We start from the raw sequence: 26223 nt of genomic DNA on the forward strand, positions 1-26223 counted from the left end.
TGGCCGCCCAAGAAAGTGACACCACCGGCCCAGAGCTGGGTGCGAGACTGGGCGGGTGCTGTCCATGCTGGCCCGAGCCTCTGCCGGGTTCTGCCTGATCGCCGCCGCGCTGGCGGTGACGGCGTCCCCCGCAGCCGCTGGGGGGTCGTGGCTCTACCCGGTGAGCGACCGCTACGAGCCCGGGTCGTCGGTCACCCTCGTCGGCTACGTGGGCCGGGGCACGCAGGGCTGGCTCGAAGACGGGCCGTTCTACGGTTACCTGCGCCCGCTGTCGACCGCCGCCGCGCCGCCTGACGCCGGCCTGCCGGTGGGCCCGCTGGCCGTCGAACCGACCGGGTCAGCCGGCTGGGCCGAGCTACGGGTCTCGCTCGAGGTGTTACTGCCGGCCGACCTGCCGTCCGGCCACTACGAGGTCACCTACTGCAACGACCCGTGCACCGGGGGCCTGGGCGACCTGGTGGGGAGCGCGGTCGTCAACGTGGGGGTCGCGGCGGTGGCGCCCATGGTGCGGGAGTGGCCCCTGGACGAGCCCATGGTCCGGGCCCTGGCGCCCGACGCGCTGGTCAGCGCCCCCGGCCACGTGACCACGGCCGCCGACGCCCTCGCCGGCGTGGTGACCACCGTCGTGCGCCCTGCCAACGGGCCCGGCCCTCCTGGGCGGTTCCCACCCGTGCAGACCGAGCAGGCCCAGCCACCCGCGCCCCTGGGCCCGCGGCCTGAGTTCCCTGTCCTGCAAGGGACGCCGCCTCTGCCGGCCGCCGCGCCGGCCGCCTCGCCGGCCTCGGCCGCGCCGGCCTCGGCCGCGCCGGCCTCGGTCACCACGCCGGTCACCGCGCCGGTCACCGCGCCGGCCTCGGCCGACGAGGGGGCCAACCTCGTGCTCCTGGCCTGGGGCGCGGCGATCGCGGGCTCGTCCACCGCCGGCGTCCTGCTGGCCCTCAGCCGGTCCGGGCGACCGGGTCGTGCCGCCGCTCAGCCCCCGCTGGTGGCCCGCGCCACCTGAAACGGGCCGCCAGGTCGAGGCGGGGTCAGGCGGCCAGGGGGGGCCGGCGGCGGGGCTTGAGGTCGAAGTCGCGTCCCGCCCGCCATTCCCCGTCGGCCACCGGGCCCCTGCCGGGGCGCAGGTGGTCGAGGATCTCCGCTGCCGTCTCGGGGCGGAGCGAGCACGTCCACCACAGGCGGTGGCCGGCCTGGGGCCGGCTGGCCCGCAGTGAGGGCCACAGCAGCCGCCCGACGGCGCTGGTCGGCACGAGCCCGCCACTGTGGGCCCCGCCGTGCCCGTCGCCGGTGTAGCCGGCGTGGCCGTCGAAGAGCAGGGGTACGGCCCAGTCGGTCACCCGCAGCTTCTGGCGGAAGGTGATCCGCCCTTCGGGCGTGGCCACGAACGGCGCCCCGAGGTGCAGCGTCAGCTCCTCGGCCAGGTCTTCGGGGCTCGCCCCCGCGGGCCGGGGCCGGCCGTCGATCGCTCTCGTGGTCACTTCCACCTCCCGGTACGTGGGTACGCGGCTGCTATCGGCAGGTCCGGTCCCGGACCTGAGGGGTTGTGGGCCCAATACAGTTCCGGAGGTGACCGGCCGTTACTGGGTGGAGACGCTGGGCTGCCCCAAGAACCAGGTGGACTCCGACAAGCTCGTCGGCACCTTGACGGCCGACGGCATGGTGGCGGCCGCCACCCCGTCGGAGGCCGACCTCGTGCTGGTCAACACCTGCGCCTTCATCGAGGCCGCCCGCCAGGAGTCGGTCGAGGCGGTTCTCGCCCTGGCCGAGGCCCGCCGACCCGGCGCCCGCCTGGTGGTGACCGGCTGCATGGCCGAGCGCTACGGCGCCGAGCTGGCCGAGGCCCTGCCCGAAGTCGACCAGGTGGCCGGCTTCGGCGTCCCGGTGACGCTGGGACCGTCCCGGGGCACCGGCGCGGCCGCCGCTGTCCCCGAGATGGACCTGCTCAACCTGCCCAGGCCGGCCGTACCGGGGTCGTGGGCCTACGTGAAGGTGGCCGAGGGCTGCGACCGCACGTGCGGCTTCTGCGCCATCCCCTCGTTCCGGGGCCGCCAGCGGTCGCGCACCATGGCATCGGTGGTGGACGAGGCCGAGGCCCTGGGTGTCCCCGAGGTCGTGCTGGTGGCCCAGGACCTGGCGTCCTACGGGCGCGACCTGGGCCGCAAGGGCGACATCATCCCGCTCGTCGAAGCGGTGGCCGCCCGGGTGGCGCGCGTGCGGCTCCTCTACCTGTACCCGTCCGAGCTCGACGACGGGCTGGTCGACACGATCTGCGCCACCGGGGTGCCGTATTTCGACCTGTCCCTCCAGCACGTCTCCAAGCCGCTCCTGAGGCGCATGCGGCGCTGGGGCGACGGCCCCCGCTTTCTGGCCCGCATCGGCTCGATCCGGGCGCGCGAGCCCGACGCCGCCTTCCGGTCGTCGTTCATCGTCGGCTACCCCGGCGAGACCGAGGACGACCACGACCGGCTGCTGGCCTTCGTGGACGACGCCCAGCTCGACTGGGCCGGCTTCTTCGCCTTCTCGCCCGAGGACGGTACCCATGCCGCCACCCTCGACGGGGCCGTCGACCCCGGGTTGGTGCGTGACCGGCTGGCCGAGCTCGGCGAGGCCCAGGACCGGGTCACCGCCGGGCGCCGGGCGGCCCTCGTGGGCCGCACGATCGAGGTCCTGGTCGACGAGCCGGGCGTGGGCCGCTCCCACCGTGAGGCACCGGAGATCGACGGGGTCGTGGCCGTGCCCGGCGACCTGGCGCCTCGTACGTTCTGCAAGGTCGTGGTGACCGGGGCGGCGGGGCCCGACATCGAGGCGCAGGCCGCCTGAGCGGTGGCCACCCCGGCCTACGGACCGTCGGCGTTGATGACGCCGGCCAACGCCATCACCCTCACCCGGGTGCTGGCCACGCCGTTCCTGGTGGCGCTCATCCTCTCCGAGGAGGCGGGCTGGGGGCTGGTGGGGTTCTGGACCGTGCTGGCCATCTCCGACGTGTTCGACGGATGGCTGGCCCGCCGCCACGGGGCCACCCGTTCGGGGGCCTTCCTCGACCCGCTGGCCGACAAGATCGTCGTGCTGGCGGCCATGGCCGCCCTGGTGTCGGTGGGCCGCCTGTGGTGGCTACCGGTGGTGGTCATGGGCCTGAGGGAGGTGGCCATCAGCGCCTACCGGTCCTACGTGGGCCGCCGGGGTGTGTCGGTCCCGGCCCGGCCCCTGGCCAAGGCCAAGACCTGGGCCCAGGCCATCACCGTGTTCGTCGCCCTGGTGCCGGCCGAGGGCCGCGGGTTCGACGTGGCCCTGGCCGCGTTGGTGTGGGTGGCGGTGGCGTTGACCCTCGTCACCGGCTCCCAGTACCTGTGGGACGGGCGCCGGGTCATCCATGAACTGTGAGGTCGTAGCGGTCGGCACCGAGCTGCTGCTCGGCCAGGTCGTGGACACCAACTCGGCGTGGCTGGGCCAGCGCCTGGCCATGGCGGGCATCGACTGCCGCTTCCAGACCCGGGTGGGCGACAACGAGGGCCGGATCGCGGACGCCGTGCGGGTCGCCCTGGGCCGCAGCGATGCCGTGTTGGTGTGCGGCGGCTTGGGCCCCACCCAGGACGACATCACCCGCGAAGCCCTGGCCGCCGTGCTCGACGTGCCCCTCGTGCGGGACGGGGCCATGTTGGAGTCGATCGGCCAGATCTTCGCGGCCCGCCGCCGGGAGATGCCCGAGGCCAACGTCCGCCAGGCCGACCGGCCCGAGGGGGCCACGTTCGTCCCCCAGGTGAGGGGGACGGCGCCCGGCCTGATCTGCGAGGCGGGCGGCGGCAAGGTGATCTACGCGGTGCCGGGCGTGCCCCACGAGATGGTCGAGATGGTCGAGCGGGCGGTGGTCCCCGACCTGGTGCGCCGGGCCGGCGCCCGGGCCGTCATCGTGAGCCGCCTCCTGCGCACCTGGGGCCTGGCCGAGGCTGCCCTGGCCGAGCTGGTGGCGCCGCGCGTCGACCGCCAGACCAACCCCACGATCGCCTTCCTGGCCCAGGGGATCGAGGGGATCAACCTTCGGTTGACGGCCAAGGCGGCCGATCCGGGGGCGGCCGCCGACCTGCTCGACGCCGAGGAGGCCGAGCTGCGGCGCCTGCTGGGTGAGCGGCTCTTCGGCGTCGACGACCAGACGATGGAGAAGGTGGTGGCGGTGCTCCTCGAGGAGAGAGGCCTGTCCCTGGGGGTGGCCGAGTCGCTGACGGGCGGGCTGGTGGGCGCCCGGCTGGCCGAGACCGAGGGGGCGAGCCGTTGGTTGCGTGGTTCGGTCGTGGCCTACGACAGCCAGGTCAAGTTCGACCTGCTCGGGGTGCCCGAGGGCCCGGTGGTGTCGGCCGAGGCGGCGGCCGCCATGGCCCGGGGCGCGTGCCGGGCCCTGCGGGCCGACGTGGGCCTGGGGATCACGGGCGTGGCCGGCCCCGCCACCCAGGAGGACCAGGCCGTGGGGACCGTGTTCATGGCCGTGTCGGTCCGAGGCGAGGTGACCACGGCCGAGGCCCACTTCCCCGGTGACCGCCAGCACGTCCGCCACTTCTCGGCCATCACCCTTCTCGACATGGCCCGCCGCCGGCTGCTGTCGACCTGAGCGGGCCGTTCCGGTCCAGGAGGCTGCCGGCGTGCCCCGCCTGTTCGTCGCCGCCTGGCCGCCGCCGGAGGTGGCCGAGGCCATCACCGGGGCCGCCCGCCAGGCCCGGGCCGTGCTGGGCCCGGACGCCCCCGTGCGCTGGACCACCCCGGAGCAGTGGCACGTGACCCTGCGCTTTCTCGGCGCGGTACCCGACGCCGCCGCGCTATCCGAGGCCCTGGCCGGCGCGCCCCTCCCGGTCGGGCCGCTGGCCACGCTCGGGCCGGGCGTGGCCTGGCTGGGCCGGCGGGTGCTCCACGTGCCTGTGGCCGGCCTCGACGACCTGGCCGGGGTGGTGGCCGGGGCCACGGCCGGCTTCGGCCGGGAGAAGCCGGGCCACCCCTTCACGGGGCACGTCACGCTGGCCCGCGTGCGCGAGGCCCGGGGCCGGCCCCGGGCCGTGGGCGGGGTCGCGGGCCTGGTGGGCGTCGAGGTGGCCGGCTCGTGGACGGTGGACGAGGTGACCCTGGTCGAGAGCCACCTGTCAGCCGCCGGCGCCCGCTACGAGGTGCTGGGACGCTGGCGCCTGGGCCCTCGCTGAGCGGCCGGCGCCCGGCCCCCGGAGCGGTCCTGGCCTGGCGGTGCTTGATCGAACGCCCGTTCGCAACTACCCTCCTGAAAGTACACCGACGTAACTGTCATACCCCCTTCGTAGGGTGAGGGCAGCCACTCCCCCCGACGTTCGACACGAAGAGAGAAGGGACCACCCGTGGATCGTGACAAGGCCCTCGAGATGGCGATGGCCCAGATCGACAAGCAGTTCGGCAAGGGCTCGGTTATGCGAATGGGCGAGAAGCCCCACATGGATATCGAGGCGGTGCCTACCGGGGCCCTCGCCCTCGACCTGGCCCTGGGGGTGGGCGGTCTGCCCCGGGGCCGCATCGTGGAGATCTTCGGGCCGGAGTCGAGCGGCAAGTCGACGCTGGCCATGCACGTGGTGGCCGAGGCCCAGCGCAACGGTGGCATCTGCGCCTACATCGACGCCGAGCACGCCATGGACCCGGTCTACGCCCGGGCCATCGGGGTCAACGTCGACGACCTGCTGATCTCCCAGCCCGACACCGGGGAGCAGGCCCTGGAGATCGCCGACATGCTGATCCGCTCGGGCGCCCTCGACGTGCTGGTGGTCGACTCGGTGGCCGCCCTGACCCCCCGGGCCGAGATCGAGGGCGAGATGGGCGACAGCCACGTCGGGCTCCAGGCCCGCCTTATGTCCCAGGCCCTGCGCAAGCTCACGGCCACCCTCAACAAGGCCAACACCATCGCCATCTTCATCAACCAGCTCCGGGAGAAGATCGGCGTGATGTACGGGTGCTTCTCCTATGGCTCCCGGGTCGTGCTGGCCGACGGCACCTCGATGCCGATCGGCAAGATCGTCAACCAGAAGCTCCCCGTCGAGGTGCTGTCCTACGACCCCGAGGTGGGCGCAGTCGTGCCCAAGAGGGTCGTGAGCTGGTTCGACAACGGCAAGACCGACCAGTTCCTCCAGTTCACGGTGGCCAAGGGGGCGGGCAACGGCCGGGCCCAGTTCGGCTGCACCGCCAACCACCTGATCCGCACGCCCGGCGGCTGGCGCGAGGCCGGCGAGCTGTCGGTCGGCGACCGGGTGCTCCAGGCGGTGCCCCACCTGCTGTCCGACCGGCAGTGGGAGGTCGTGCGAGGCGCGCTGATGGGTGACGGCCGCCTCTCGCCGACCCGTAGCGGCCATGGCGCCCGCCTCCGGCTGTCCCACAGCGAGGCGCAGGCCGAGTACGCCGACTGGAAGGCCTCCTTGTTGGCCAACGTGGGCGTGAGCCGGTCGGTGCGTGAAAGCGACGGGGCCGTGTCCCACGACTTCGGGGCGCTGCCGGAGCTGGCCGAGCTGCGACGGTCGGTCTACGGCCCGCTCGGCCAGAAGGTCTTCGACGACGACGGGTTGAAGGGGCTCACGCCCCTGTCGCTGGCCGTCTGGTACCAGGACGCCGGCACGGCCCACGGCAGTGGTCGCTCGGAGATCTGCGTGGAGGCCATGGCCCCGGCCACGCGCGAACGAGTCGCCGCTTACCTGCGCGACACGTGGGGCATCTCGCCGACGCTCGTGAATGAGGCCGGCAAGGCCGTGCTGGTGTTCGCCAAGGAGGAGACGGCCAAGCTCCACGCCTTGATCGCGCCGTTCGTCCACCCGTCGATGGAGCACAAGCTGCTTCCCCGCTTCCGGGGCCGGTTCGCGGTGGAGCCCGACCTGCGACCGATGCGGTACGAGCTCGTGCCCATGCCCATCACGAAGATCGCCACCAAGGCACCCACCCGCTCGACGCACCGGTTCGACATCGAGGTCGAGGGCTCGCACAACTACTTCGTCGACGGAGTGATGGTGCACAACTCGCCCGAGGTCACCCCCGGTGGGCGGGCCCTGAAGTTCTACTCGTCAGTGCGCCTCGACATCCGCCGCATCGAGTCGATCAAAGACGGGGTCGAGGTCGTGGGCAACCGGGTCCGCGTCAAGGTCGTGAAGAACAAGGTGAGCGCCCCGTTCAAGCAGGCCGAGTTCGACATCGGGTTCGGCAAGGGCATCAGCCGGGAGGGTTCGCTGCTCGACGTGGGTGTCGACCGAGGGATCATCAAGAAGTCGGGTGCCTGGTACACCTACGAGGGCGAGCAGCTCGGCCAGGGCCGGGAGAACGCCAAGGCCTTCCTGATCGACAACCCCGAGATCATGGTGGAGGTCTCCGAGCGGGTCCGGGTGGCGGTGGGCATCGCTGCCGGTGGCGGGCTGGCCGTCGATGTCCTGGGCGACGATGGGCTGGCGGAGAACCAGCGTGACCCCGACGACGAGCCCATAACCCTGGGTTAGCACCGAGGGGTGCCGGGGTGGCCGGCCACCACTCCGGCACCCGTCCCCCTGGGTCATCGGTCGGGCCCGGGCAGGAGATGGCGGTTAGCCTGTCGAACCGGTACTCCAGAAAAGCCGTGAGCTGGGGGCAGCTCTAGTTTCGGCGCTGATCGTGGGGGACAGCATGGTCGAGGTCCTGAAGGTATCCAGCAAGTCCAACCCGAACGCGGTCGCAGGTGCGCTGGCGGGCGTCCTCCGCCAGGCCGGGGTGGTCGAGGTGCAGGTTGTGGGAGCTGGGGCCCTCAACCAGGCCATCAAGGCCATCGCCATCGCCCGGGGGTTCGTCACCCCGTCCAACATCGACCTCGTATGTGTGCCGACGTTCGCCGACATCGAGATCGACGGCGAGAGCCGCACCGCCATCCGCCTGGCCGTCGAAGACCGGTCGCGCCGCCCCGGGGCCGAGACCGTCGTGCCGGCTCGGGTGACGGCGCCGCCGACCGCGTCGGCGCTGGGCCCGCCGCCGGTCCCGACGACCGCCCCGCCCGTCCCGGTGGGGGAGCCGGCCACCGTCGCCCGGGGTTCCTACCGGCCCGTCTACAACGGCACCCACGCCACCGCCAACCTGCTCGGCTCCTGACCCGTCCGGCGCCCCCTAACCTGGGGCGCCTATGACCAGCAGGTACCTCATCCGCACCTTCGGGTGCCAGATGAACGAGCACGACTCCGAGCGCCTGGCCGGCCTGCTGGAGGCCGACGGCTACGAGGCGACCGACGACCTCGAGCAGGCCGACGTCGTGGTGCTCAACACCTGCTGCATCCGTGAGAACGCCGACAACAAGCTCTACGGCCATCTCGGCCACCTGAAGGCGGTCAAGGCCCGCCGGCCCGGGATGCAGATCGCGGTCGGGGGCTGCCTGGCCCAGAAGGACCGCGACCTCGTCCAGCAGCGCGCCCCCCAGGTGGACGCCGTGTTCGGGACCCACAACGTGGGCCGGGCCGTCGACCTGCTGCACGAGGCGGCCGCCGGGGGCGGCCCGGTCATGGAGATCTGGGACGAGGCCGACCTCGACGAGGAGACGGCCTTCCCCTCGGCCCTGCCCGTCCGCCGGGACGTGGCCTGGTCGGCGTGGGTGACCATCCAGATCGGCTGCGACAACGCCTGCGCCTTCTGCATCGTCCCGGCCGTGCGGGGCCGGGAGATCAGCCGCCCCTTCGGTCAGGTGGTGGCCGAGGTCGAGGCCCTGGCCGCGGCCGGCACCACCGAGGTCACCCTGCTGGGCCAGAACGTGAACTCCTACGGCCGCGACCTGGCAGCCCGGCAGTTCAAGCCCCTGTTCGCCGAGCTACTGAGCGCCGTCGGGGCTGTCGAGGGCATCCGGCGGGTGCGCTACACCAGCCCCCACCCCAAGGACCTGAGGCCCGACACCATCGCCGCCATGGCGGCCGGCGGGGCGGTGTGCGAGCACCTCCACCTCCCCCTGCAGTCGGGCAGCGACCGGGTGCTGGCCGCCATGCACCGGGGTTACACGGCCGAGCGTTACCTGGCCCGGCTGGCGCAGGCCCGGGCCGCGATCGACGACCTGGCCGTGACCACCGACCTCATCGTCGGGTTCCCGGGGGAGACCGACGACGACTTCGAGCGGACCCTGGAGGTGGTGGCCGAGGCCGCCTACGACAGTGCCTACACGTTCGTGTTCTCGCCCCGGTCGGGTACCGAGGCGGCCGAGCGCACCGATCAGTTCGTCCCCGCCGACGTGGTGGCCGACCGCTTCGAGCGCCTGCGGGTGGTCGTCGAGCGTTCGGCCCTGGCCCGCCACCAGGCCCGGGTCGGGCGGGTCGAGGAAGTGTTGGTCGAGGGCCCGGGTAAGAAGGGGACGGCCCTGGCCGGCCGGACCAGGCAGAACAAGCTCGTCCACTTCGCGGCGGGTGAGCGCCCCCTGCCGGCTGGCAGCTATGCCACCGTGCGGGTCACGGCGGCCGCCCCCCACCACCTCAGCGGCGAGCTGGTGGAGGTCACGGCCCGCCCCCGGCACCGCACCCGCATCCCCGTGGTGGCCGTCTGAGGGCACCCCCGGCCTCCGGCACCCCCGCCCGCCACATGGCATTGGTGGGGCCGACGGCGTCGGGCAAGACGGCCCTGGCTGTGGCCGTGGCCCGGCGGCTGGGGAACGTGGAGCTGGTCTCGGCCGACTCGATGGCGGTCTACCGGGGGATGGACGTCGGCACGGCCAAACCCACGGCCGCCGAGCTCGAGGGCGTGGTCGTCCACATGGTCGACGTGGCCGACCCGGCCGAGGACTACTCGGTGGCCCGTTTCCAGAACGAGGTCCGGGCGGTGGTGTACGACATCGAGTCCCGGGGCCACCGGGCGCTGCTCGTCGGGGGGACGGGGCTCTACGTCCAGGCGGTGGTCGACGGCCTGGACGTGCCCGGCTCGTGGCCCGAGCTGAGGGCCGAGCTCGAAGCCGTGGCGGCCGAGCCCGCGGGGGTGGCCACGCTCCACCGCCGGCTGGCAGCCGCCGACCCGGTGGCCGCGGCCCGCATCCACCCGGCCAACGCCCGGCGAACGGTACGGGCCCTTGAAGTCACACTGGGCAGTGGGCGGCCGTTCTCCTCCTTCGGGCCGGGGGTAGGCGCCTACCCTCCGAGCCGGTTCCGCCTGGCCGGGGTGTGGCTGCCGCGGGTGGCTGTGGCCGGGCGCATCGCCGCCCGCTACCGGGCCCAGGTCGAGGCCGGCTTCGTGGACGAGGTCCGGGCCCTGGCGAGCCGGCCCCGAGGCTTGTCCCGCACCGCCCGCCAGGCTCTCGGCTACCGCGAGCTGCTGGCTCACCTGGCCGGGGAGTGCTCTTTGGCCGAGGCGATCGAGGAGGCCGGGCGCCGGACCCGCGAGCTCTCCCGGCGCCAGCGCATGTGGTTCCGACGTGACCCGCGTGTCGCCTGGTTCGGGGCGCCCGCTAACCCGGTCGCCTTACAGGCCGCGCTGCTGGAACACTGGTCGGCCTGATGCGCCTGCGTAAGTACCACGGACTGGGCAACGACTTCCTCGTGCTGGTCGACCGCGACGGCTCGGTGCCCGCGGGCGCGGCCATGGCCCGCGCCCTGTGCGAGCGCCACCGGGGGGTCGGGGCCGACGGGCTCATACGGGTCACCCCCGGGCCCGACGGCCCGGTGATGGAGCTGTACAACGCCGACGGCAGCCGGGCCGAGACGAGCGGCAACGGCCTGCGCTGCGTGGCCCGGGCGGCCGTCGACGCCCGCCTGGCCACCGGGCCCGAGGTGACGATCACGACCGATGCCGGCCCCCGCCGGGCCCGCATCCGTCCCGACGGGCTGGTCAGCGTGGAGATGGGCACGGCGACCGTGGACGGCCAGCACGTCGACATGGGCAACCCCCACCGAGTGGAGCTGGTGGAGGACTTGGCGGCGGTTACCGGTCCTGACCGCCCTGACCTCAACGTGGAGTACGTGGTGGCTGGCCCGGGTACGGGCCAACTGTCGATGAGGGTGTTCGAGAGAGGGGTGGGCGAGACCCAGGCGTGCGGCAGTGGGGCGTGCGCGGCCGCGGCCGTGGCCCACGCCAAGGGGCTCGTCGGGCCCACCGTCACCGTGAACCAGCCTGGGGGGGCCGTGACCGTGGAGCTGGGTGACCCGGTGGTGCTGACCGGGCCGGCGGTCTTCGTGTTCGAGGCGGAGGTGCCATGGCCCTGATCGAAAGGGGGCGGCGGGAGACCGTCGTCCTGGTGGGCGTGGCCATCCCCCCCACGACCGTCGAGGCCGCCGAGCAGTCCCTCGAGGAGCTGGCTGCCCTGGCCGACACGGCCGGGGCGGACGAGGCCGAACGGGTCCTGCAGAGGCGCGACGAGCCCGACCCGGCCACCTTCGTGGGCAAAGGCAAGGCCCACGAACTGCGGGAGATATCCGAGACGGTGGACGCCGACACGGTCATCTTCGACGACGAGCTCAGCCCCGCTCAGAGCCGCAACCTGGAGAAGATCCTGGGCCGCACGGCCATCGACCGTACGGCCCTCATCCTGGACATCTTCGCCCAGCACGCCCACACCCAGGAGGGCAAGAACCAGGTCGAGCTGGCCCAGCTCCGTTACCGGTTGCCCCGGCTGCGGGGCCGGGGCAAGGGCCTCAGCCAGCAGTCGGGCGGCATCGGCACCCGGTTCGGCGGGGGCGAGACCAAGCTGGAGGTCGACCGCCGGCGTCTGCTGCGCCGGGTCACCAAGCTGGAGGCCGAGCTCAAGGAGCTGTCCAAGAACCGCCGTACCCAGCGCAAGGCCCGGGCCCGTTCCAACCTGTCGACCGTGGCGCTCGTCGGTTACACCAACGCTGGTAAGTCGACGGTGCTCAACCGCCTGACCGACGCCGGCGTGGTGGTCGAGGACCGGCTGTTCGCCACCGTCGACCCCACCACCAGGCGCTTCACGCTGCCGGGGGGCGAGCCGGTGCTGCTGACCGACACCGTCGGCTTCGTGCGCAAGCTGCCCCACCAGTTGGTCGAGGCCTTCCGCTCGACGCTCGACGAGGTGATCGAAGCCGACCTGCTGCTGCACGTGGTCGACGTGTCCTCGGCCGATCCCGAGGGCCAGATCCGGGCTGTCCGTGACGTCTTGGCCGAGATCGGTGCCCACGAGGTGCCCGAGCTCATCGCCTTCAACAAGGCCGACAACCTGGCCCCTGGGAGCGACGCCCTGCTGGCCGGCCTGCGCCAGCGCCACCCGGGTTCGGTCCTCATCTCGGCCGTCACCGGCGAGGGCGTCGACGGCCTGCTGGCCGCTCTGTCCGACCGGCTGCGGGCACTGTTCCGGGTGGTCGAGCTGGTCGTGCCCTACGACCGGGGGGACGTCCTGGCCGCCGTCCACCGGGCCGGCGAGGTCCTGTCCGAAGAGCACGAGGCCGAGGCCACCCGGCTGCGGGCGAGGCTGCACGAGTCCGACGCCCCCCGTTTTGCCGAGTTCGTCCGGTCCTCCGGGTGACGGCCACTGAGGTGGGCTGGGAGCCCCCGCCTTACCCCTACGACCGCCTCGACGGCCTCAAGGCCCTGGCCGCGGCCCACGAGGGCGGGCTGGTCGACCTGTCGATCGGCACGCCCTGTGACCCGCCCCCGCGGGCGGTGGTCGAGGCCCTAGCCACCTCGGGGGCCGAGCGGGGTTACCCGGCTTCGCTGGGCAACGCCCGCTTCCGCCAGGCGGCCGTGGCCTGGATGGCCCGTCGCTTCGGGGTGGACGTGCCACCCGAGGCGGTGGCCGCCTGCGTGGGGACCAAGGAGCTGGTGGCCAGCCTGCCCCAGATGCTGCACCTGCGTTCGCCCGGGCGGGACACCGTCCTGTACCCGGCCGTGGCCTATCCCACCTACGAGATGGGCGCGGTGCTGGCCGGGTGCCGGGCCGTACCCGTCCCCGTGGACGGCCGGTGGAGGCTCGACCTGAGCGCCGTCGATGAAGCGGACGCGGCCCGTGCGCTGTGCCTGTGGGTCAACTCGCCGGGTAACCCGGCCGGCAACCTCGACGACCTGGGAGCGGCCGCCCGCTGGGGCCGGGCCCGGGGCGTTCCCGTCCTCTCGGACGAGTGCTACGCCGAGTTCACGTGGGCCGACCGCCCCCGGACGGTCCTCGAGGCCGGCCTCGATGGGGTGTTAGCCGTCCACTCGTTGTCGAAGCGTTCCAACCTGGCCGGTCTCCGGGCTGGCTTCTACGCCGGCGACCCGGCTCTGGTCCACTACCTGGGGGAGGCCCGCAAGCACGCCGGGCTGATGATGCCAGGGCCCGTCCAGGCGGCCGCAGCCGTCGCCCTCGACGACGACGGCCACGTCGACGAGCAGCGGGGCCGCTACGACGAGCGCCTGCGCTATCTCGCCGGTGCTCTGGCCGAGGCCGGGCTGCCCGCCCCACTGCCCGGGGGTTCGTTCTACCTGTGGGTGCCGGCCCCCGGCGGTGACGCGTGGGCCTTGGCCCACCGCCTGGCGGCCGACGCCGGGGCGCTGGTGTCGCCCGGTGACCTCTACGGCCCGGCGGGCGCGGGCCACGTGCGCCTGGCTGTAGTGCAACCCCTCGACCGGCTCCACCTCGTGGGCCGGCGGCTGGGCGCGCCGGCCACGGGCTGACTTGACCAACATCGCCTGGCGCAACCTGGCCCACGAACGCACCCGGTTCGCCATCTCGGTGGCGGGTGTCGCCCTGTCGGTCGTGCTCGTCGTCATCCTGCGGGCGCTGTACTGGGGGGTGGTGCAGGAGGCCACCCGCTACGTGCGGACCTCGGGCGCCGACCTGTGGGTCGCCCAGGAGGGCACGCCCGGCGACTTCTTGCAGTCCCGGTCGATCCTGCCGCTGGCCGCCGGGGAGGCCATCGCGGCGGTGCCGGGGGTGGTGGGCGTGGCGCCCCTGATCAGCCGGCCCGCGGGGTTCCGGGTGGGGGCCAAGGACGCCGACCTCTTCCTGCTGGGGGCGCCCGCGGGCGGGGGAGTGGGCTGGCCCGAGGCCGTACGCGGCCGTGACCGTCCACTGGCCCCCGGCGAGATAGCCGTCGACCGGGTGTTCGCCAAGAACTTCGACGTGAAGGTGGGCGACACCCTCGACATCGGCCCCGGCGGGCTGCGGGTGGCGGCCGTGGTCAGCGGGGGGAACGCCTTCGCTTACCAGTTCGCCTGGGCCAACCTCGACGACGTGGCTGCCATCTCGGGGGCCGCTGGGTTCACCAGCTACTTCCTGGTGACCGTGGAAGGTGGCCCCGACGTGCCGGCCGAGGCCGCCCGGCATGTCGGCGACGCCATAGTCGGGGCCGTGCCCGGCACCCAGGTGTTCGCCGGCACCGAGCTGGCCGACCGCAACTCCGACAACCTGCGCGAGGCCTTCCTGCCCGTCCTGTGGGTGCTGGTGGTGGTGGCCTTCGTGGTGGGAACGGCCGTGATCGGGCTGATCATCTACACGGCCACGCTGGAGAAGTCCCGGGAGTACGGGGTGCTGAAGGCCATCGGGTTCAGCAACCGCAGGCTGTACGCCATCGTGTTCCAGCAGTCGATGGTGGCCGCCATGGCCGGGTTCGTCCTGGGCTGCCTTCTCAGCCTGGGCCTGGGCCCGGCCATCGAGCAGATCGTGCCCGTGTTCGTCACCGAGGTGCGCTGGCGCGACGTGGTGTTCGCCGGGACGGGGGCGCTGGCCATGGCCGTGGTGGCGTCGTTCATCCCCGCTCGGCCCGTGGCCCGCCTCGACCCCGCCGAGGTGTTCCGGGCTTGAACCCGCTGCTACGGCTCGACGGGGTGAGCAGGGTGTTCGGTTCCGGGCCCTCGCAGGTCACGGCCGTGTCCTCTGCCACCTTGGAGGTGGCGGCCGGCGAGATGGTGCTGGTCATGGGGCCGTCGGGCGCCGGCAAGTCGACTTTGCTGCAGCTCGCGGGTGCCCTGCTGCGCCCCACGGCCGGTCGGGTGTGGGTGGACGGCACCGAGGTCACGGCCCTGACCGAGAAGCGCCTACCCGCCCTGCGCCTGGCCAAGGTGGGGTTCATCTTCCAGTCCTTCCAGCTCCTGGCCAACCTGACGGCCCTGGAGAACGTTCGTATCGTGCTGGAGGCAGCCGGCTGGGAGCGGGCGGCGGCCGCCGCCCGGGCCCACGACCTGCTGGTCGGGCTCGGCCTGGGCCACCGGCTGTCGGCCCGGCCGGCCACGCTGTCGGGCGGGGAGAAGCAGCGGGTGGCGGTGGCCCGGGCCCTGGCCAACGACCCGCCCCTGGTCCTGGCGGACGAACCCACCGGCAACCTCGACTCGGCCACCGGGGCGGCCGTCATGGCCCTGCTGGCCGAAGTCCGTTCGCGGTCCAAGGCCGTGCTGTGCGCCACCCACGATGAGCGCGCCCTGGCATTGGCCGACCGGGTGGTGCGCATGGAGGACGGTCGCCTATGACGGTCGCTCCCGGGAGCCACGGACCTCGGCCCGGAGCTCGGCCAGCTCGGCCTGCAGGACGGCGACGGCGTCCTCCAGGGCCTCGATGCGCTCGGTCCGGGACTGGCCGCGCGACCCGTCCCCGCCCCCCGGGGGCGAGGCCGAGGCCAGGGCCAGCTCCTCGGGGCCCACGTCGCCCGCCAGCAAGTGCGCCCACCGGGCCTCGCGGTGGCCCGGCAGGGGTGCCAGCCTCACCGCCAGCGGTGCCGGGGAACGGGTTGCCAGGCGGGCTAGGGCCTCATCCACTTCGTCGGGGCCGGCGAAGCGGTGGAGCCGTTCGGTGCGCGCCCGCAGCTCGGCCACCGTCTGGGGGCCCCGCAGCATGAGCACGGCCAGGAGCGAGACCTCGGCGTTGCCCACCCCGAGCACCTGGTCGAGCACGTGGCGGTACTTGTCGGCGCGGTTGGAGCGGCTGTGGTCGATGCGGACGAGGTTGTCGGCCCGCAGGTTGACGATGGCGTTGGACACCACGGCCTCGGTGAAGGTCACCACCGGCGAGCGGTTGGTCGTCTGGTTGCAGGCGGTCAGCAGGCCGTTCATGGTGAGGGGGTAGTTGTCGGGGGTGGTCCGTTCCTTCTCGACCAGGCACCCCAGGACCCGGACCTGGACGGGCGTCAGCGGCTGCACCCCCGATACAGTACGGACCGCCGCCCCACCCGGCTCAGTTGGCGTCCGGGTTGTCGGGGAAGTTGGCGAACATGGCCAGCCGGCCCCGCTGGCGGCGCAGGACGGACCGCCACAGGTTCTCGGGCTCCGACGACAGAGCGTCCTCGGGCCGGGCGTCGATGACGAACCAGGCGCCCGCCTCCACCTCGTCCTCCAGTTGCCCCGCACCCCAGCCCGCGTAGCCGGCGAACACCCGGATGCCCTGGAGCCCGGCGGACACCTCGCCGGGGTCGACCGACAGGTCCACGGTGCCGACCGCCCCCACCACCGGCTCCCAGGCGGGCGAGGGTTCGTCGGGCCACGACCGGCCCAGGCAGATGGCCCCGTCGGGCGACACCGGGCCGCCGTCGAACACCACCGCCGGTTCGAGGGCCAGCCGGTGCCAACCGGGGAGCGGGTCGCCCACGTCGGTGGCCGTAGGCCGGTTGAGGACCACGCCCGCGGCCCCGTCGTCGCCGTGCTCGAGGACGAGCACCACCGTGCCGTCGAAGTTGGGGTCGACGAGGACGGGCGAGGCCACCAGCAGACGGCCCCTGAGCGACATCACGGCCGGCCAGGCGCCCGGAGCCGGCGGGAGGGCTCGACTTCGGGGGCAGTCGGAGGGCGGTCCATGGTCGGGCGATGGGCGGCCGGGCCGCCGGCGCGGGACACTACCAGCGCCCGGCCAGGTCCCTGCCGAGCGGCGGCCCTTGCCTCCCGGGCCCAGGTCACGAATACTCTTGGCCGTGATCCGCAAGACGGCCGCCGACCTCCAGGTGGGCGACACGTTCTACCGGGAGACGTACAAGCCGCCCACCCCTGGCGTCGACTGGAAGTACACGGTCCTGCGCCTGCAGCGCGTCCCCCAGCGAGACTTCTTCGGCAAGCTGTCCGAGCGGGTGGAGGTGTCCTGCGAGAACCACCTCCTGGGCCCGGCCCAGCTCAGCTTGGGGATCGAAGAGACCGTCTGGCTCACCGAGCCCGACCCGCCCCGGCCCCCCGACCGCTCCTCGGGCCGGGGCCTAGGTTGGCGGTTCCGCCGCCACGACTGACAGCCCAAAGCCGTCCGATGGACACCGGCGATGGACACCGGCGATGGACACCGGCGATGGGCACATTGGCGATCGGGTGCCAAGTCACGTGGTCATGCCGCGGGGTGGGACCGGAGGCTCTTCCCAACGATCCGGCGGCGGCACTGCCCTGACGCCCCCAAGTTCGGGTCTTCGCCAGAACAGGCACAAGACTTCCCCCGCTGGCCGGGCTGCCGAAGGAGCGACCAACCCGTCCCAGCCTTCCCGGAACAACTGCTCGCCGACGTCCTGGTACGGGGCCCATGTGAGCGAGTCTGGTGTGGGCAGCGCGAGCCCATGCTCGGCCAACCGCTCGGCGGTGGAAAGGTCGGCGACTTCGATGTCCACGTCGAAACGCCAAAGGTGGCGGAGGTCGGCCTTCAGTGGCGGGATCCCCCACTCCGCTAGGTACCGGTACCACTCGGCACGAACTGTGTCCTCCGACTCGGCGAGGTAGAAGCCCCCGATGACTCGTCCGCGCTGCCACCTTCCGTCCGCGTGATCGGCGGGCGTAGCCAGCGGTGACCGGTCGGTCCGGGCGTGGCGGAGCCAGGTTCCCGCCAACCGTCGCCGTTCTGGGGAGGCCACTCGGAGCCGCTAACAGCTATGACGCGACCGGGGACTCGAGGCCGGCCACCATCCGGCTGATCTTCCTGTAGTCACCGCGAGCGAGCAGGTCGAGCGGCTTCTGGTCCCCGAGCACCCGAAGCGGCTTGCGCAGCCAGAGCGGTATGAAGTCGGCGTCGATGACATCGGCGAGGCGCTCGACTATCCCGGAGAGCTCGTTGAGGCGAGCGGTCTCGATGCCCGCCGGCTCCTCGTCGTCGCGCAGCCAGGCACGTACTGTTTCAACAGCCACGCCCGTCGCCTGTGCCACGTCGAGGTCCGTCAGCCTTCCTGCTTCGATGACATGCTGAACAACCTCGGCGAACGGCGATGCCGTGTCATGGTGCTCGAGTTCGAACAAGTGGTTGAGCCGGCAGACCTCTTCGTTGCCTCTCAGCAACCGGACGCGGGCTCGCACGACGGAACCCAAACGGCCGGTCCGGACTCCGCCGTCGATCGAAGGCGCGTCCACCACGAACTCGTTCCGGCTCACCAGCCCTTCGAGCACGTACCGTGACCCGATCCCGGTACGGCCTTCCGGCGGGCGGCCCCACTCCGGCTCGACGGGCCCGACGACCGTGTGTTGGGCACCTGCTGGAGCGCTGGTGATGCGCACCAGTCCTCGTGGGAAGACGGAGACCTCGCACCGCAGACCTTGCGCGTTCTCGACCGCTTCGGGGACGGCAGCGGCGATGACGACCTCGTGGACGATCGTCGCGTCACGCTTGAGCAACTCGTCGCTGAGGCGGCTGATCAGCCGCAGGTTGCTGGCGGGGATGCTGAGAGACTTGACCAGCCCCGCTTCTGAGGGAGGGCGGAGCATTGAGGGCACCCGAGGGCCGTTCAGGTCCTGCGCCTCGCGGATGACGGTTCGCGCGTCCGTCTCGGAGGTGGCGGACTGGCTAATCATGTCCTCCATGATCGGGAGCGCACCCGGCCGGGCAACCACGTGAGCGAGGCCCTTTGCTTCGCTGTGCCCCGGCAGCGGGGTCCAGATCAGCGAGAAAGGTTCGTTCTTGCCGGGGCTACCGACATTGATCCGTACTGCCGAAGCCGTGACATGGAGGTCCTGGCCGGTTTCGAGGTACGCCTCGGTTGACATCACTGTGTACCCGGAGGACACGACCGCCTCGGGGAAGACGACGACCTCGGCTGGGGCGAAGAAACCCCCTCGCATCTGGACCGACGGGCACAGGCTTACCAGCGCGTGGGGCGTGAGCGGAGTCGGCCAGACGTAGAGGGTCTCCTTGTCACCCATCAGCGCACCACCGCCCGTTCGCAAGACGTGCCAGACCAACCCGGCTGGGCCCGACGCAATCTAGTGCCTCCACGGTCAAAGTTTGCCTCGCTTCTCGCCCTACTTCCGGTTGGTCCTGGGCAGCTCATCTGTGGCGAACAGCCGTTTGGGTCAAGCGAGGAACGAGGCAAGCCTCTCCTGATGAGGCACGAGCCGCGAGTCATTGCCCACGAAGGCCCAGAGTACCGCCCAGTCAGTGATCGCGGACCGGGCCCGGGCCGGGCGCCTACCATTCCCGGCCGATGGACGACGAAGACGCGGCGACGCCCGACCCCGACGCACCCGACGAGATCCTGCTCGGGCTGACCAGCCTCATCGACCAGGCCAAGGACCCGGCAGGTTCACCCACGGCCCGCATCCAGGCCTTGATCGCGTCCAAGGCCTACATGGAGGGCCTGACCCGCCGGTTGGTCAACGAGGCGCGCGAGCAGGGGGTCACATGGGAGGACCTGGCCGTGATCTTCGGCACCAGCCCGGTCAACGCCAAGGCCCGCTACGGGGACTACAACGACTACGACTGAGCGCGGCAGGGGCGCCGGCGTCGGGCCCGGGCGCCGCCCTCACTCCTCGAAGCGGCCCCCGAGGTGGCGGGCCAGGAACTTCTCGGCCACCGCGTAGAACTTCAGCCGGTTCTCGGGCTTGGCGAAGCCGTGGCCCTCGTCGGGGAACAGCATGTACTCGTGGTCGATGCCCTTCTCGGTGAGGGCGGCCACGATCTGTTCGGCCTCGGCCTGCTTGACCCGGGGGTCGTTGGCCCCTTGGGCGATGAGCAGGGGGATGCGGATGTCGCCCGCCTTCGACAGCGGGGACCGTTCCCACAAGAGGTCGGGCTCGGTCTCGGGGTTGCCCACCCGGGTGTGGAACTGGGCGATCATGGGCGCCCAGTAGGGCGGGATCGACCCGATCAGGGTGGCCAGGTTGGACGGCCCCACGATGTCGACCGCGCAGCGGAACAGGTCGGGGGTGAACGCCGCACCCACGAGGGCCGCGTACCCGCCGTAGGACCCGCCGTAGATGGCCACCCGATCGGGGTCGGCGTGGCCCTGCTCGACCACCCAGGCCACGGCGTCGACGAGGTCGTCGTGCATCTTGGCGCCCCACTCCCGGTCGCCGGCGCTGACGAACGACTTGCCGTAGCCCGTGGAACCCCGGTAGTTGACCTGGACACACAGGTAGCCCCGGTTGGCCAGCCACTGGGCCTCGCCGTCGTACCCCCACGAGTCGCGCGCCCACGGGCCGCCGTGCACGTTGAGCACGGCCGGCAGGCCCGAACGCTCCTCGCCCGGGGGGAAGGTCATGTAGCCGTGGATCTCCAGGCCGTCGCGGGCCGTGAACGTGAACGGCTCCATCTTGGCCAGCGTGTACTGGCCCAGCGCGGGCTGGTGCTCGAAGAGGAAGGTGGCCTTCTTGGCCTCGCGGTCGTAGGCGTGGTAGCGGACGGGCCCGTCGTCGTTCATGTGCGCCACCAGCCAGGTCCGGTCGGCGTCGTCCTCGTTGAGCAGGCTCAGGTCGCCGTCCTCCAGGGCCTCCAAGATGGCGATGTCCTCGGCGATGGAGGGGTCGAGCACCTGGTGCTCCACCCGGTCGCGCAGGAACGAGATCATCTGCGGCTCGCGGCTCTCGTGGTGCAGCTTCACGCCCGACACGTCGTACTGGGGGTCCTCGGCCACCACCTCGGCCTCGCCCGTGGCCGCGTCGATGCGCACGAACCGCCCGGTGTTGGCGTCCACCGAGCTGATGGCCCAGATGCCCTTGCCGTCGGCCGTGTAGGTGATGGGGAAGGTCGACAGCGCGTCCTCCTGGCCGACCTGGAACAGCAGGCGCCACTCGTCCTCGGGGGTGTCGCGCACGAGCACGGACAGGCCCCCGTCGGGCTGGGGGGCGACCCCGCCCCGCACCTGGAGCTGGGCGTCGATCACGAACCCGATGAAGCCGGGGTTCTCGACGATCTTGTCGAGCTCCCCGGTGCGCAGGTCGAGGTGGTAGACGTCGTGCAGCTCGGGGTTGTCGCGGTTGAGCCCCACCAGGATCTCGTGGGGGTAGTGGCGGTCGACCTCCTCGATGCGGGCTTGCACCCCGTCGAACGGGGTCAGGTCGGCGATGTCGCCCGAGTCGAGGTCGACGCTGTAGAGGCGCCAGTTCTCGTCGCCCCCCTTGTCCTGGATGTAGAGCAGGTGGCGGTTGTCGTGTGCCCAGAAGTAGCTGCGGATGCCCCGGTCGCGGTCGTTGGTGACCGGTTCGGCCTCGTCCATCTGCCCGACGGGCGACACCCAGACGTTGAGCACGCCTTCGTCGGGGGCGATCCAGGCGAGGCGGAGGCCGTCGGGGGAGATGCGGGGGCTGGTGCGCTCGGGGTTGCCGAACAGCACCTGGCGGGGGACGAGAGGGACGTTCATGGCCGTACAGTCTCGCGGTGATGGACCAGTCGCCGCGCAGCCGGTGGTCAGCCGAGGCCCAGGGCCGGGCCTCGACCTACGACGACCGCTGGTCGGACCTGGCCGCCCAGGGCGAGAACGTCCACGGCGAGGCCGACTTCGTGGCCTCCCTGGGCGGCCGGTCGGTGCTCGACGCCGGGTGTGGCACGGGCCGGGTGGCCATCGAACTGGCCCGGCGGGGCTTCGACGTAGTGGGCGTCGACCTCGACCCCGCCATGCTCGACAAGGCCCGGGCCAAGGCCCCGGCGCTGGACTGGGCCCAGGCCGACCTGGCCACTGTCGAGCTGGGCCGGCGCTTCGACACCGTGGTGTTGGCCGGCAACGTGATGATCTTCGTGGCCCCAGGCACCGAGGCCCAGGTGGTGGCTGCCCTGGCCCGCCATCTCGAGCCCGGTGGAGCCCTGGTGGCCGGCTTCCAGCTGGAGCCCGGTCGCCTCGACCTGGCGACCTACGACCGGTGCGCGGCCGTGGCCGGCCTGGCGCTGGTCGAGCGGTGGGCCACGTGGTACCGCCAGCCCTACGCGGGCGGGGACTATGCCGTGTCCGTCCACCGGTCCGGGGCCGGTCCCGGCGGCCGGTGAACGCAGGCCGCCGGCGGCTGCTCTACGTCGTCAACGTCGACTGGTTCTTCGTCTCCCATCGCCTGCCCTTGGCGGTGGCCGCTCGAGAGCGCGGGTTCGAAGTGTGGGTGGCGGCCAAGGACACCGGCTTTCGGGCCAAGATCGAGAGCCGGGGCATGCACTTCGTCCCCCTCTCGATGAGCAGGGCCAGCCTCAACCCACTGCGGGAGGTGGTGCCCCTCGTGCAGGTGGTGCGGGCCTACCTGGCGGTGAAGCCCGACATCGCCCACCACGTGAGCCTCAAGTCGATCCTGTACGGGTCGCTGGCCGCCCGCCTCGTGCGCCGGACCAAGGTGGTCAACGCCGTGGCCGGCCAGGGCGGGTTGGCCGTGGGTGGAGGGTCGCGGTCGTCAAGGGTGGCAGCCCGGGCGGCGGCCCGTGCGGTCGCCGTCGTCATGCGGGGCCGCCAAGCTCTGGCCATCTTCCAGAACGTTGACGACCGCCGGCAGTTCGTCGAGTCCTACGGCTTCCCGCCCGACCGGGCGCACGTGATCCCTGGCTCGGGGGTGGATTGCGAGCTCTTCAGGCCGTCGGCCCTGCCCGACGGCCCTCCCGTGGTGGTGATGGCCGGCCGGTTGCTTTGGCCCAAGGGGGTCGGGGAGTTCGTCGAGGCGGCCCGCACGGTTCGCAGGCGCCACCCCGGGGCCCGCTTCGTGCTCGTCGGCGCGCCCGACGAGGACTCTTCGTTCAGCGTGAGCCGCGACCAGTTGGAGAGCTGGGCCGAGGCCGGCGACGTGGAGTGGTGGGGTGTGCGCGACGACATGCCCTCGGTGCTGAGGGAGGCCACCGTGGTCGTGCTCCCCACGTACTACGGCGAGGGTGTGCCCAAGGTCCTGCTGGAAGCGGCCGCCTCGGCCCGCCCGATCGTCACGACTGACACGCCCGGGTGCCGCGACGTCGTGCAGCACGGCGTGACGGGACTGCTGGTGGGGGCCCGCGACCCACAAGCGCTGGCCCAGGCTGTGGGCGACCTTCTGGCCGACCGGGCCCAGTGTGCGGACATGGGGGAGCGGGGCCGGGCCCTGGTCGAGGGAGAGTTCAGGGTCGAGCAGGTGGTGGACCGCACCCTCGACCTCTACTACGACCTGCTTCGCTGAGACCGGCGTCAGCGCCGCACGGTCTCGAAGATGGGGGCCGCCGCCCCTCCCCGGCTCTCGCTGGTGGCCAGGAGCGCTTGGCCGTCGAGCCGGTAGGCCACGGCCTCGCCCTGGGGCCGGAGCCCGAGGTCGACGGGCTGGGGGGAGGCCGACCAGACGGCGTCGAACGAGGAGGCCCCGGCCGGGAGCGTCAGCTCGACTCCCTCCAGGTAGGTCGACAGCGCCACCCGCGTCCCGTCGGGGGAGATGTCGCCCCCGGTGACCAGCGTGAACAGGTCGCCCCCGCTGATGCCCAGGGTCGCCACCCTCTCCAGGGTCGTGGTCCCGGTGGTCGACAAAGGCGCCCGGGCGACATAGACGTTGGGCCCGGCCTCCTTGGAGACGATGTAGAGGTCGCCGGTGGTGGGGTGGACCATGAGGGCCTCGGCGTCGCGCGGCCCGTCGGGATAGCGGAGGCGGATGGCCTCGGCCGCCTCGGTGGGCAAGGGGGCCGAACCACCAGCCGGGGGCGGGCCGTCGCCCACAGCCGGCTCGGGCACCCGGTAGACGGTCATCTGGGCCTGGTCGGCCAGGTTGTCGCCGATGTCGCCGATGTACAGGTAGTCGGTCCCCGCCACCGGGCCCGGGCCGACGGCCATGTCCTCCCAGTCCCGCGCCGCCGCCCCTGTCACCCGCCACGTGCCGCACGGTTCGCCCGAGGGGGCCAGGCAGTAGATGAAAGGCCCGTCCCCCGAGTCGTTGTGCGTCCACAGCCGCCCGGGGTTGCGGCGGGAGGCGGCCAGCCCGCTGCTCTCGTCGACCTCGGGAGCCAGCGTGCCCAGGCGAACGGGCGGGAGCCACCCTGCGCCCTGGCCTCTGTTGGCCGTCTCCGCCGTCGGGTCAGCAGCAGGGGGACGGTCCCCGCCCGTCCCCGCCGGGCGCGAGCAGGCGGCCAGGGCGACCAGCACGGCGGCCAGCGCCGCGACCCGTACGGCCGAGGCCAGCCGGTCCGCCCGACGCCGGGGGCCGGCCCCGGGCCGATCACCTGTGGGCCGGGGCACGGGCGCAGGCTACCGGGGGCCCCCAGGGGGTGGTGTTCGCCTCGGCGCGGTGAGCCGAAGGGCACCAGGCCCCTCGGGCCCGCGGGCAGCGGAACTACGGTTGGCCCCCGATGGCTGACATCCAGGCACAGATCGAGCAACTGTGGGAACGGAGAGCCGAGCTCGGGCCCGGCGACGGCGACGCCGTCGCCACCGTCCACAAGGTGATCCGCCGGCTCGACCGGGGCGAGGTGCGAGCCGCCGACTACGACCCCGTGACCGACCAGGTCACGGTCAACGTCTGGGTCAAGCAGGCGATCCTGCTCCTGTTCCGGGTGTCGGCCATGGAGACCGTCGAACTGGGGCCGTTCGAGTTCGCCGACCGCATCCCCCTCAAGCACGGCTTCGAGGAGGCGGGCGTGCGGGTCGTGCCTGGGGCGTCGGCCCGCTGGGGGTCACACCTGGAGCGAGGTGTCGTGATGATGCCTAGCTACGTCAACATCGGCGCCCGGGTGGGGGCCAACACCATGGTCGATACCTGGGCCACCGTGGGCTCGTGCGCCCAGGTGGGGGCCAACGTCCACCTGTCGGGCGGGGTGGGCATCGGCGGCGTGCTGGAGCCCCCCCAGGCCGCCCCCGTGATCATCGGCGACGACTGCCTCATCGGCAGCCGCTGCATGATCACCCAGGGGGCCAGGGTGGGCGACGGCTGCGTGCTGGCCGAAGGCGTGATCCTCAACCCCGGCATCCCGGTGATCGACGCCCAGACGGGCGAGCAGCTCAGCCGGGGGGTCGTGCCGCCCTGGTCGGTGGTCGTGCAGGCCTCGCGGCGGCGGGAGTTCCCGGGCGGGGAGTTCGGGCTGCCGTGCGCGCTCGTCATCCGCCGGCTCCAAGAAGGCGAGCGCCACGACAAGGGCAAGCTGGAGGACATCCTGCGCGAGCACGGGGTGGGCACCTGACCGACCTGCTGGCCCTGACCGCCGAGCTGGTCGACATCCCCTCGACCAGCCACAACGAGCGGGCCATCACCGACCACCTCGAATCGCTCCTGCGGCCGGTGCCGTGGCTGGAGACCGTGCGCATCGGGGACAACCTGGTGGCCCGCACGTCGCTGGGGCGGCCCGCTCGGCTGCTGCTGGCCGGGCATACCGACACGGTGCCGCCCAACGGCAACGAGCGGGCCCGGCTGGTGGGCCAGCAGTGCTGGGGCATCGGCGCCTGTGACATGAAAGGCGGCGTGGCCGTGCTGGCCGAGCTGGCCCGCACGGTGGAGGCGCCAGCCGTCGACGTCACCTATGTGTTCTACGAGTGCGAGGAGATCGACAGCCGCTACAACGGCGTGGAGCGGCTGTTCCGGGAGGCTCCCGAGCTGCTGGCGGCCGACGCCGCCGTGCTGGCCGAACCCACCGGGGCCAGGGTCGAGGCCGGGTGCCAGGGCACGCTGCGGGCCCGGCTCACCTACACGGGGGTGCGGGCCCACTCGGCCCGGCCGTGGCTGGGCCGCAACGCCATCCACCGTCTGGGGCCCGACCTGGCCACCCTCGCCGGGTACGAGACCCGCGAGGTCGACATCGACGGCTGCCTGTTCCGCGAGAGCCTCCAGGCGGTGTTCGCCGAAGGCGGGGTGGCCGGCAACGTCGTGCCCGACCGGGCCGTGCTGACCGTCAACCACCGGTTCGCACCCGACCGCTCGGTGGCCGAGGCCGCCGAACACGTCCGGGCCACACTGGCCGGCGCGGACACGTTCGAGCTGGTCGACTCTGCCCCGGCCGCTCTCCCGGCCCTGGCCCACCCCCTGCTCATGGCCGTGTTGGAGGCCACCGGGCAACCGGCCGAGGCCAAGCTGGGCTGGACCGACGTGGCCCGCTTCGCGGCCCGGGGGGTGCCCGCGACCAACTTCGGCCCCGGCGACCCCAACCTCGCCCACCACGCCGACGAGCACGTCGACCGGGCCGACCTGGAGACCGTCCACCGGGTGCTACGGGCCGTGATCGAGGCTGGGCGCGCCGGCTAACCACCTCCGATCGGGCACCATGTTGGC

General features: G+C 72.7%; 26 protein-coding genes and 1 pseudogene. 20 read left to right on the plus strand and 7 right to left on the minus strand.

The window, feature by feature from the left end; all coding sequences use genetic code 11:
- Positions 1–55: 55 nt before the first annotated feature.
- A complete protein-coding gene (locus AB1673_03140; protein ID MEW6152973.1) occupies positions 56–1003 on the plus strand; it encodes a hypothetical protein in 948 nt (315 codons plus the stop codon).
- 25 nt (positions 1004–1028) lie between these two features.
- On the opposite strand, the gene AB1673_03145 is transcribed toward AB1673_03140, so the two are convergent.
- Positions 1029–1478: a hypothetical protein gene (locus AB1673_03145; GenBank protein MEW6152974.1), complete on the minus strand. Its 450-nt coding sequence runs from the start codon at positions 1476–1478 to the stop codon at positions 1029–1031.
- Between the two features lie 88 nt (positions 1479–1566).
- Between AB1673_03145 and rimO the strand changes: the two genes are divergently transcribed.
- From rimO to AB1673_03210, 13 genes and pseudogenes are all read left to right on the plus strand, one after another.
- A complete protein-coding gene (gene rimO, locus AB1673_03150) occupies positions 1567–2820 on the plus strand; it encodes a 30S ribosomal protein S12 methylthiotransferase RimO (protein MEW6152975.1) in 1254 nt (417 codons plus the stop codon).
- Between the two features lie 36 nt (positions 2821–2856).
- Positions 2857–3381 carry a CDP-alcohol phosphatidyltransferase family protein gene (locus AB1673_03155; protein ID MEW6152976.1) on the plus strand — a complete coding sequence of 175 codons (525 nt, stop codon included), beginning with the start codon at positions 2857–2859 and terminating at the stop codon, positions 3379–3381.
- Positions 3371–4600, plus strand: coding sequence for a competence/damage-inducible protein A (locus AB1673_03160; GenBank protein ID MEW6152977.1), 1230 nt, complete (start codon positions 3371–3373; stop codon positions 4598–4600). The genes AB1673_03155 and AB1673_03160 overlap by 11 nt, the downstream gene beginning before the upstream one ends.
- Before the next feature lie 31 nt (positions 4601–4631).
- Positions 4632–5180: an RNA 2',3'-cyclic phosphodiesterase gene (gene thpR / locus AB1673_03165; GenBank protein ID MEW6152978.1), complete on the plus strand. Its 549-nt coding sequence runs from the start codon at positions 4632–4634 to the stop codon at positions 5178–5180.
- Between the two features lie 168 nt (positions 5181–5348).
- Entirely contained in the window at positions 5349–7472 is a 2124-nt protein-coding gene (recA, locus tag AB1673_03170) for a recombinase RecA (protein MEW6152979.1), read from the plus strand.
- A gap of 163 nt (positions 7473–7635) precedes the next feature.
- Positions 7636–7896: pseudogene (locus tag AB1673_03175) on the plus strand (stage V sporulation protein S).
- A 226-nt stretch (positions 7897–8122) separates the two neighbouring features.
- Positions 8123–9517: a tRNA (N6-isopentenyl adenosine(37)-C2)-methylthiotransferase MiaB gene (gene miaB, locus AB1673_03180; GenBank protein ID MEW6152980.1), complete on the plus strand. Its 1395-nt coding sequence runs from the start codon at positions 8123–8125 to the stop codon at positions 9515–9517.
- A 35-nt stretch (positions 9518–9552) separates the two neighbouring features.
- Positions 9553–10458 (plus strand): tRNA (adenosine(37)-N6)-dimethylallyltransferase MiaA, encoded by a 906-nt coding sequence (gene miaA, locus AB1673_03185; GenBank protein ID MEW6152981.1) that lies wholly within the window; start codon positions 9553–9555, stop codon positions 10456–10458.
- Positions 10458–11162: a diaminopimelate epimerase gene (gene dapF / locus AB1673_03190; protein MEW6152982.1), complete on the plus strand. Its 705-nt coding sequence runs from the start codon at positions 10458–10460 to the stop codon at positions 11160–11162. The genes miaA and dapF overlap by 1 nt, the downstream gene beginning before the upstream one ends.
- Positions 11153–12436, plus strand: coding sequence for a GTPase HflX (gene hflX / locus AB1673_03195; protein MEW6152983.1), 1284 nt, complete (start codon positions 11153–11155; stop codon positions 12434–12436). The genes dapF and hflX overlap by 10 nt, the downstream gene beginning before the upstream one ends.
- On the plus strand, positions 12433–13563 hold the full coding sequence (locus AB1673_03200) for an aminotransferase class I/II-fold pyridoxal phosphate-dependent enzyme (GenBank protein MEW6152984.1): 1131 nt from the start codon (positions 12433–12435) through the stop codon (positions 13561–13563). Before hflX ends, AB1673_03200 begins: the two co-directional genes overlap by 4 nt.
- Before the next feature lies 1 nt (position 13564).
- A complete protein-coding gene (locus tag AB1673_03205; protein MEW6152985.1) occupies positions 13565–14692 on the plus strand; it encodes an ABC transporter permease in 1128 nt (375 codons plus the stop codon).
- On the plus strand, positions 14689–15354 hold the full coding sequence (locus AB1673_03210) for an ABC transporter ATP-binding protein (GenBank protein MEW6152986.1): 666 nt from the start codon (positions 14689–14691) through the stop codon (positions 15352–15354). Before AB1673_03205 ends, AB1673_03210 begins: the two co-directional genes overlap by 4 nt.
- Here the strand turns inward: AB1673_03210 and AB1673_03215 are convergent.
- Both AB1673_03215 and AB1673_03220 read right to left on the minus strand, forming a co-directional pair.
- Positions 15349–16020, minus strand: coding sequence for a YceH family protein (locus AB1673_03215; protein MEW6152987.1), 672 nt, complete (start codon positions 16018–16020; stop codon positions 15349–15351). The two genes, AB1673_03210 and AB1673_03215, sit on opposite strands and share 6 nt — an antisense overlap.
- A gap of 34 nt (positions 16021–16054) precedes the next feature.
- On the minus strand, positions 16055–16603 hold the full coding sequence (locus AB1673_03220) for a YqgE/AlgH family protein (GenBank protein MEW6152988.1): 549 nt from the start codon (positions 16601–16603) through the stop codon (positions 16055–16057).
- Positions 16604–16784: 181 nt separating this feature from the next.
- On the opposite strand from AB1673_03220, the gene AB1673_03225 reads away from it, so the two are divergent.
- Entirely contained in the window at positions 16785–17090 is a 306-nt protein-coding gene (locus AB1673_03225; GenBank protein ID MEW6152989.1) for a hypothetical protein, read from the plus strand.
- An 84-nt stretch (positions 17091–17174) separates the two neighbouring features.
- Here the strand turns inward: AB1673_03225 and AB1673_03230 are convergent, their stop codons facing one another.
- Together AB1673_03230 and AB1673_03235 are read right to left on the minus strand one after the other, a co-directional pair.
- Positions 17175–17696, minus strand: a complete 522-nt coding sequence (locus tag AB1673_03230; protein ID MEW6152990.1) for an RES family NAD+ phosphorylase — start codon at positions 17694–17696, stop codon at positions 17175–17177.
- Between the two features lie 16 nt (positions 17697–17712).
- Entirely contained in the window at positions 17713–18972 is a 1260-nt protein-coding gene (locus tag AB1673_03235) for a hypothetical protein (GenBank protein ID MEW6152991.1), read from the minus strand.
- A 281-nt stretch (positions 18973–19253) separates the two neighbouring features.
- Here AB1673_03235 and AB1673_03240 point away from each other — a divergent pair, with 281 nt between their 5' ends.
- A complete protein-coding gene (locus AB1673_03240; GenBank protein MEW6152992.1) occupies positions 19254–19532 on the plus strand; it encodes a hypothetical protein in 279 nt (92 codons plus the stop codon).
- Positions 19533–19571: 39 nt separating this feature from the next.
- On the opposite strand, the gene AB1673_03245 is transcribed toward AB1673_03240, so the two are convergent.
- A complete protein-coding gene (locus AB1673_03245) occupies positions 19572–21407 on the minus strand; it encodes a S9 family peptidase (protein MEW6152993.1) in 1836 nt (611 codons plus the stop codon).
- A 20-nt stretch (positions 21408–21427) separates the two neighbouring features.
- Between AB1673_03245 and AB1673_03250 the strand changes: the two genes are divergently transcribed.
- Together AB1673_03250 and AB1673_03255 are read left to right on the plus strand one after the other, a co-directional pair.
- Positions 21428–22027 carry a class I SAM-dependent methyltransferase gene (locus AB1673_03250; GenBank protein MEW6152994.1) on the plus strand — a complete coding sequence of 200 codons (600 nt, stop codon included), beginning with the start codon at positions 21428–21430 and terminating at the stop codon, positions 22025–22027.
- A complete protein-coding gene (locus AB1673_03255) occupies positions 22024–23163 on the plus strand; it encodes a glycosyltransferase family 4 protein (protein MEW6152995.1) in 1140 nt (379 codons plus the stop codon). The genes AB1673_03250 and AB1673_03255 overlap by 4 nt, the downstream gene beginning before the upstream one ends.
- An 8-nt stretch (positions 23164–23171) precedes the next feature.
- Here the strand turns inward: AB1673_03255 and AB1673_03260 are convergent, their stop codons facing one another.
- A complete protein-coding gene (locus AB1673_03260; GenBank protein ID MEW6152996.1) occupies positions 23172–24203 on the minus strand; it encodes a hypothetical protein in 1032 nt (343 codons plus the stop codon).
- 110 nt (positions 24204–24313) lie between these two features.
- Here AB1673_03260 and AB1673_03265 point away from each other — a divergent pair, with 110 nt between their 5' ends.
- Both AB1673_03265 and dapE read left to right on the plus strand, forming a co-directional pair.
- Positions 24314–25141, plus strand: a complete 828-nt coding sequence (locus AB1673_03265; GenBank protein ID MEW6152997.1) for a 2,3,4,5-tetrahydropyridine-2,6-dicarboxylate N-succinyltransferase — start codon at positions 24314–24316, stop codon at positions 25139–25141.
- Positions 25138–26196, plus strand: coding sequence for a succinyl-diaminopimelate desuccinylase (dapE, locus tag AB1673_03270; protein ID MEW6152998.1), 1059 nt, complete (start codon positions 25138–25140; stop codon positions 26194–26196). The genes AB1673_03265 and dapE overlap by 4 nt, the downstream gene beginning before the upstream one ends.
- The last annotated feature ends 27 nt before the right edge of the window (positions 26197–26223 follow it).

This window comes from Actinomycetota bacterium (assembly GCA_040754375.1).
Classification (GTDB): domain Bacteria; phylum Actinomycetota; class Acidimicrobiia; order Acidimicrobiales; family AC-14; genus JBFMCT01.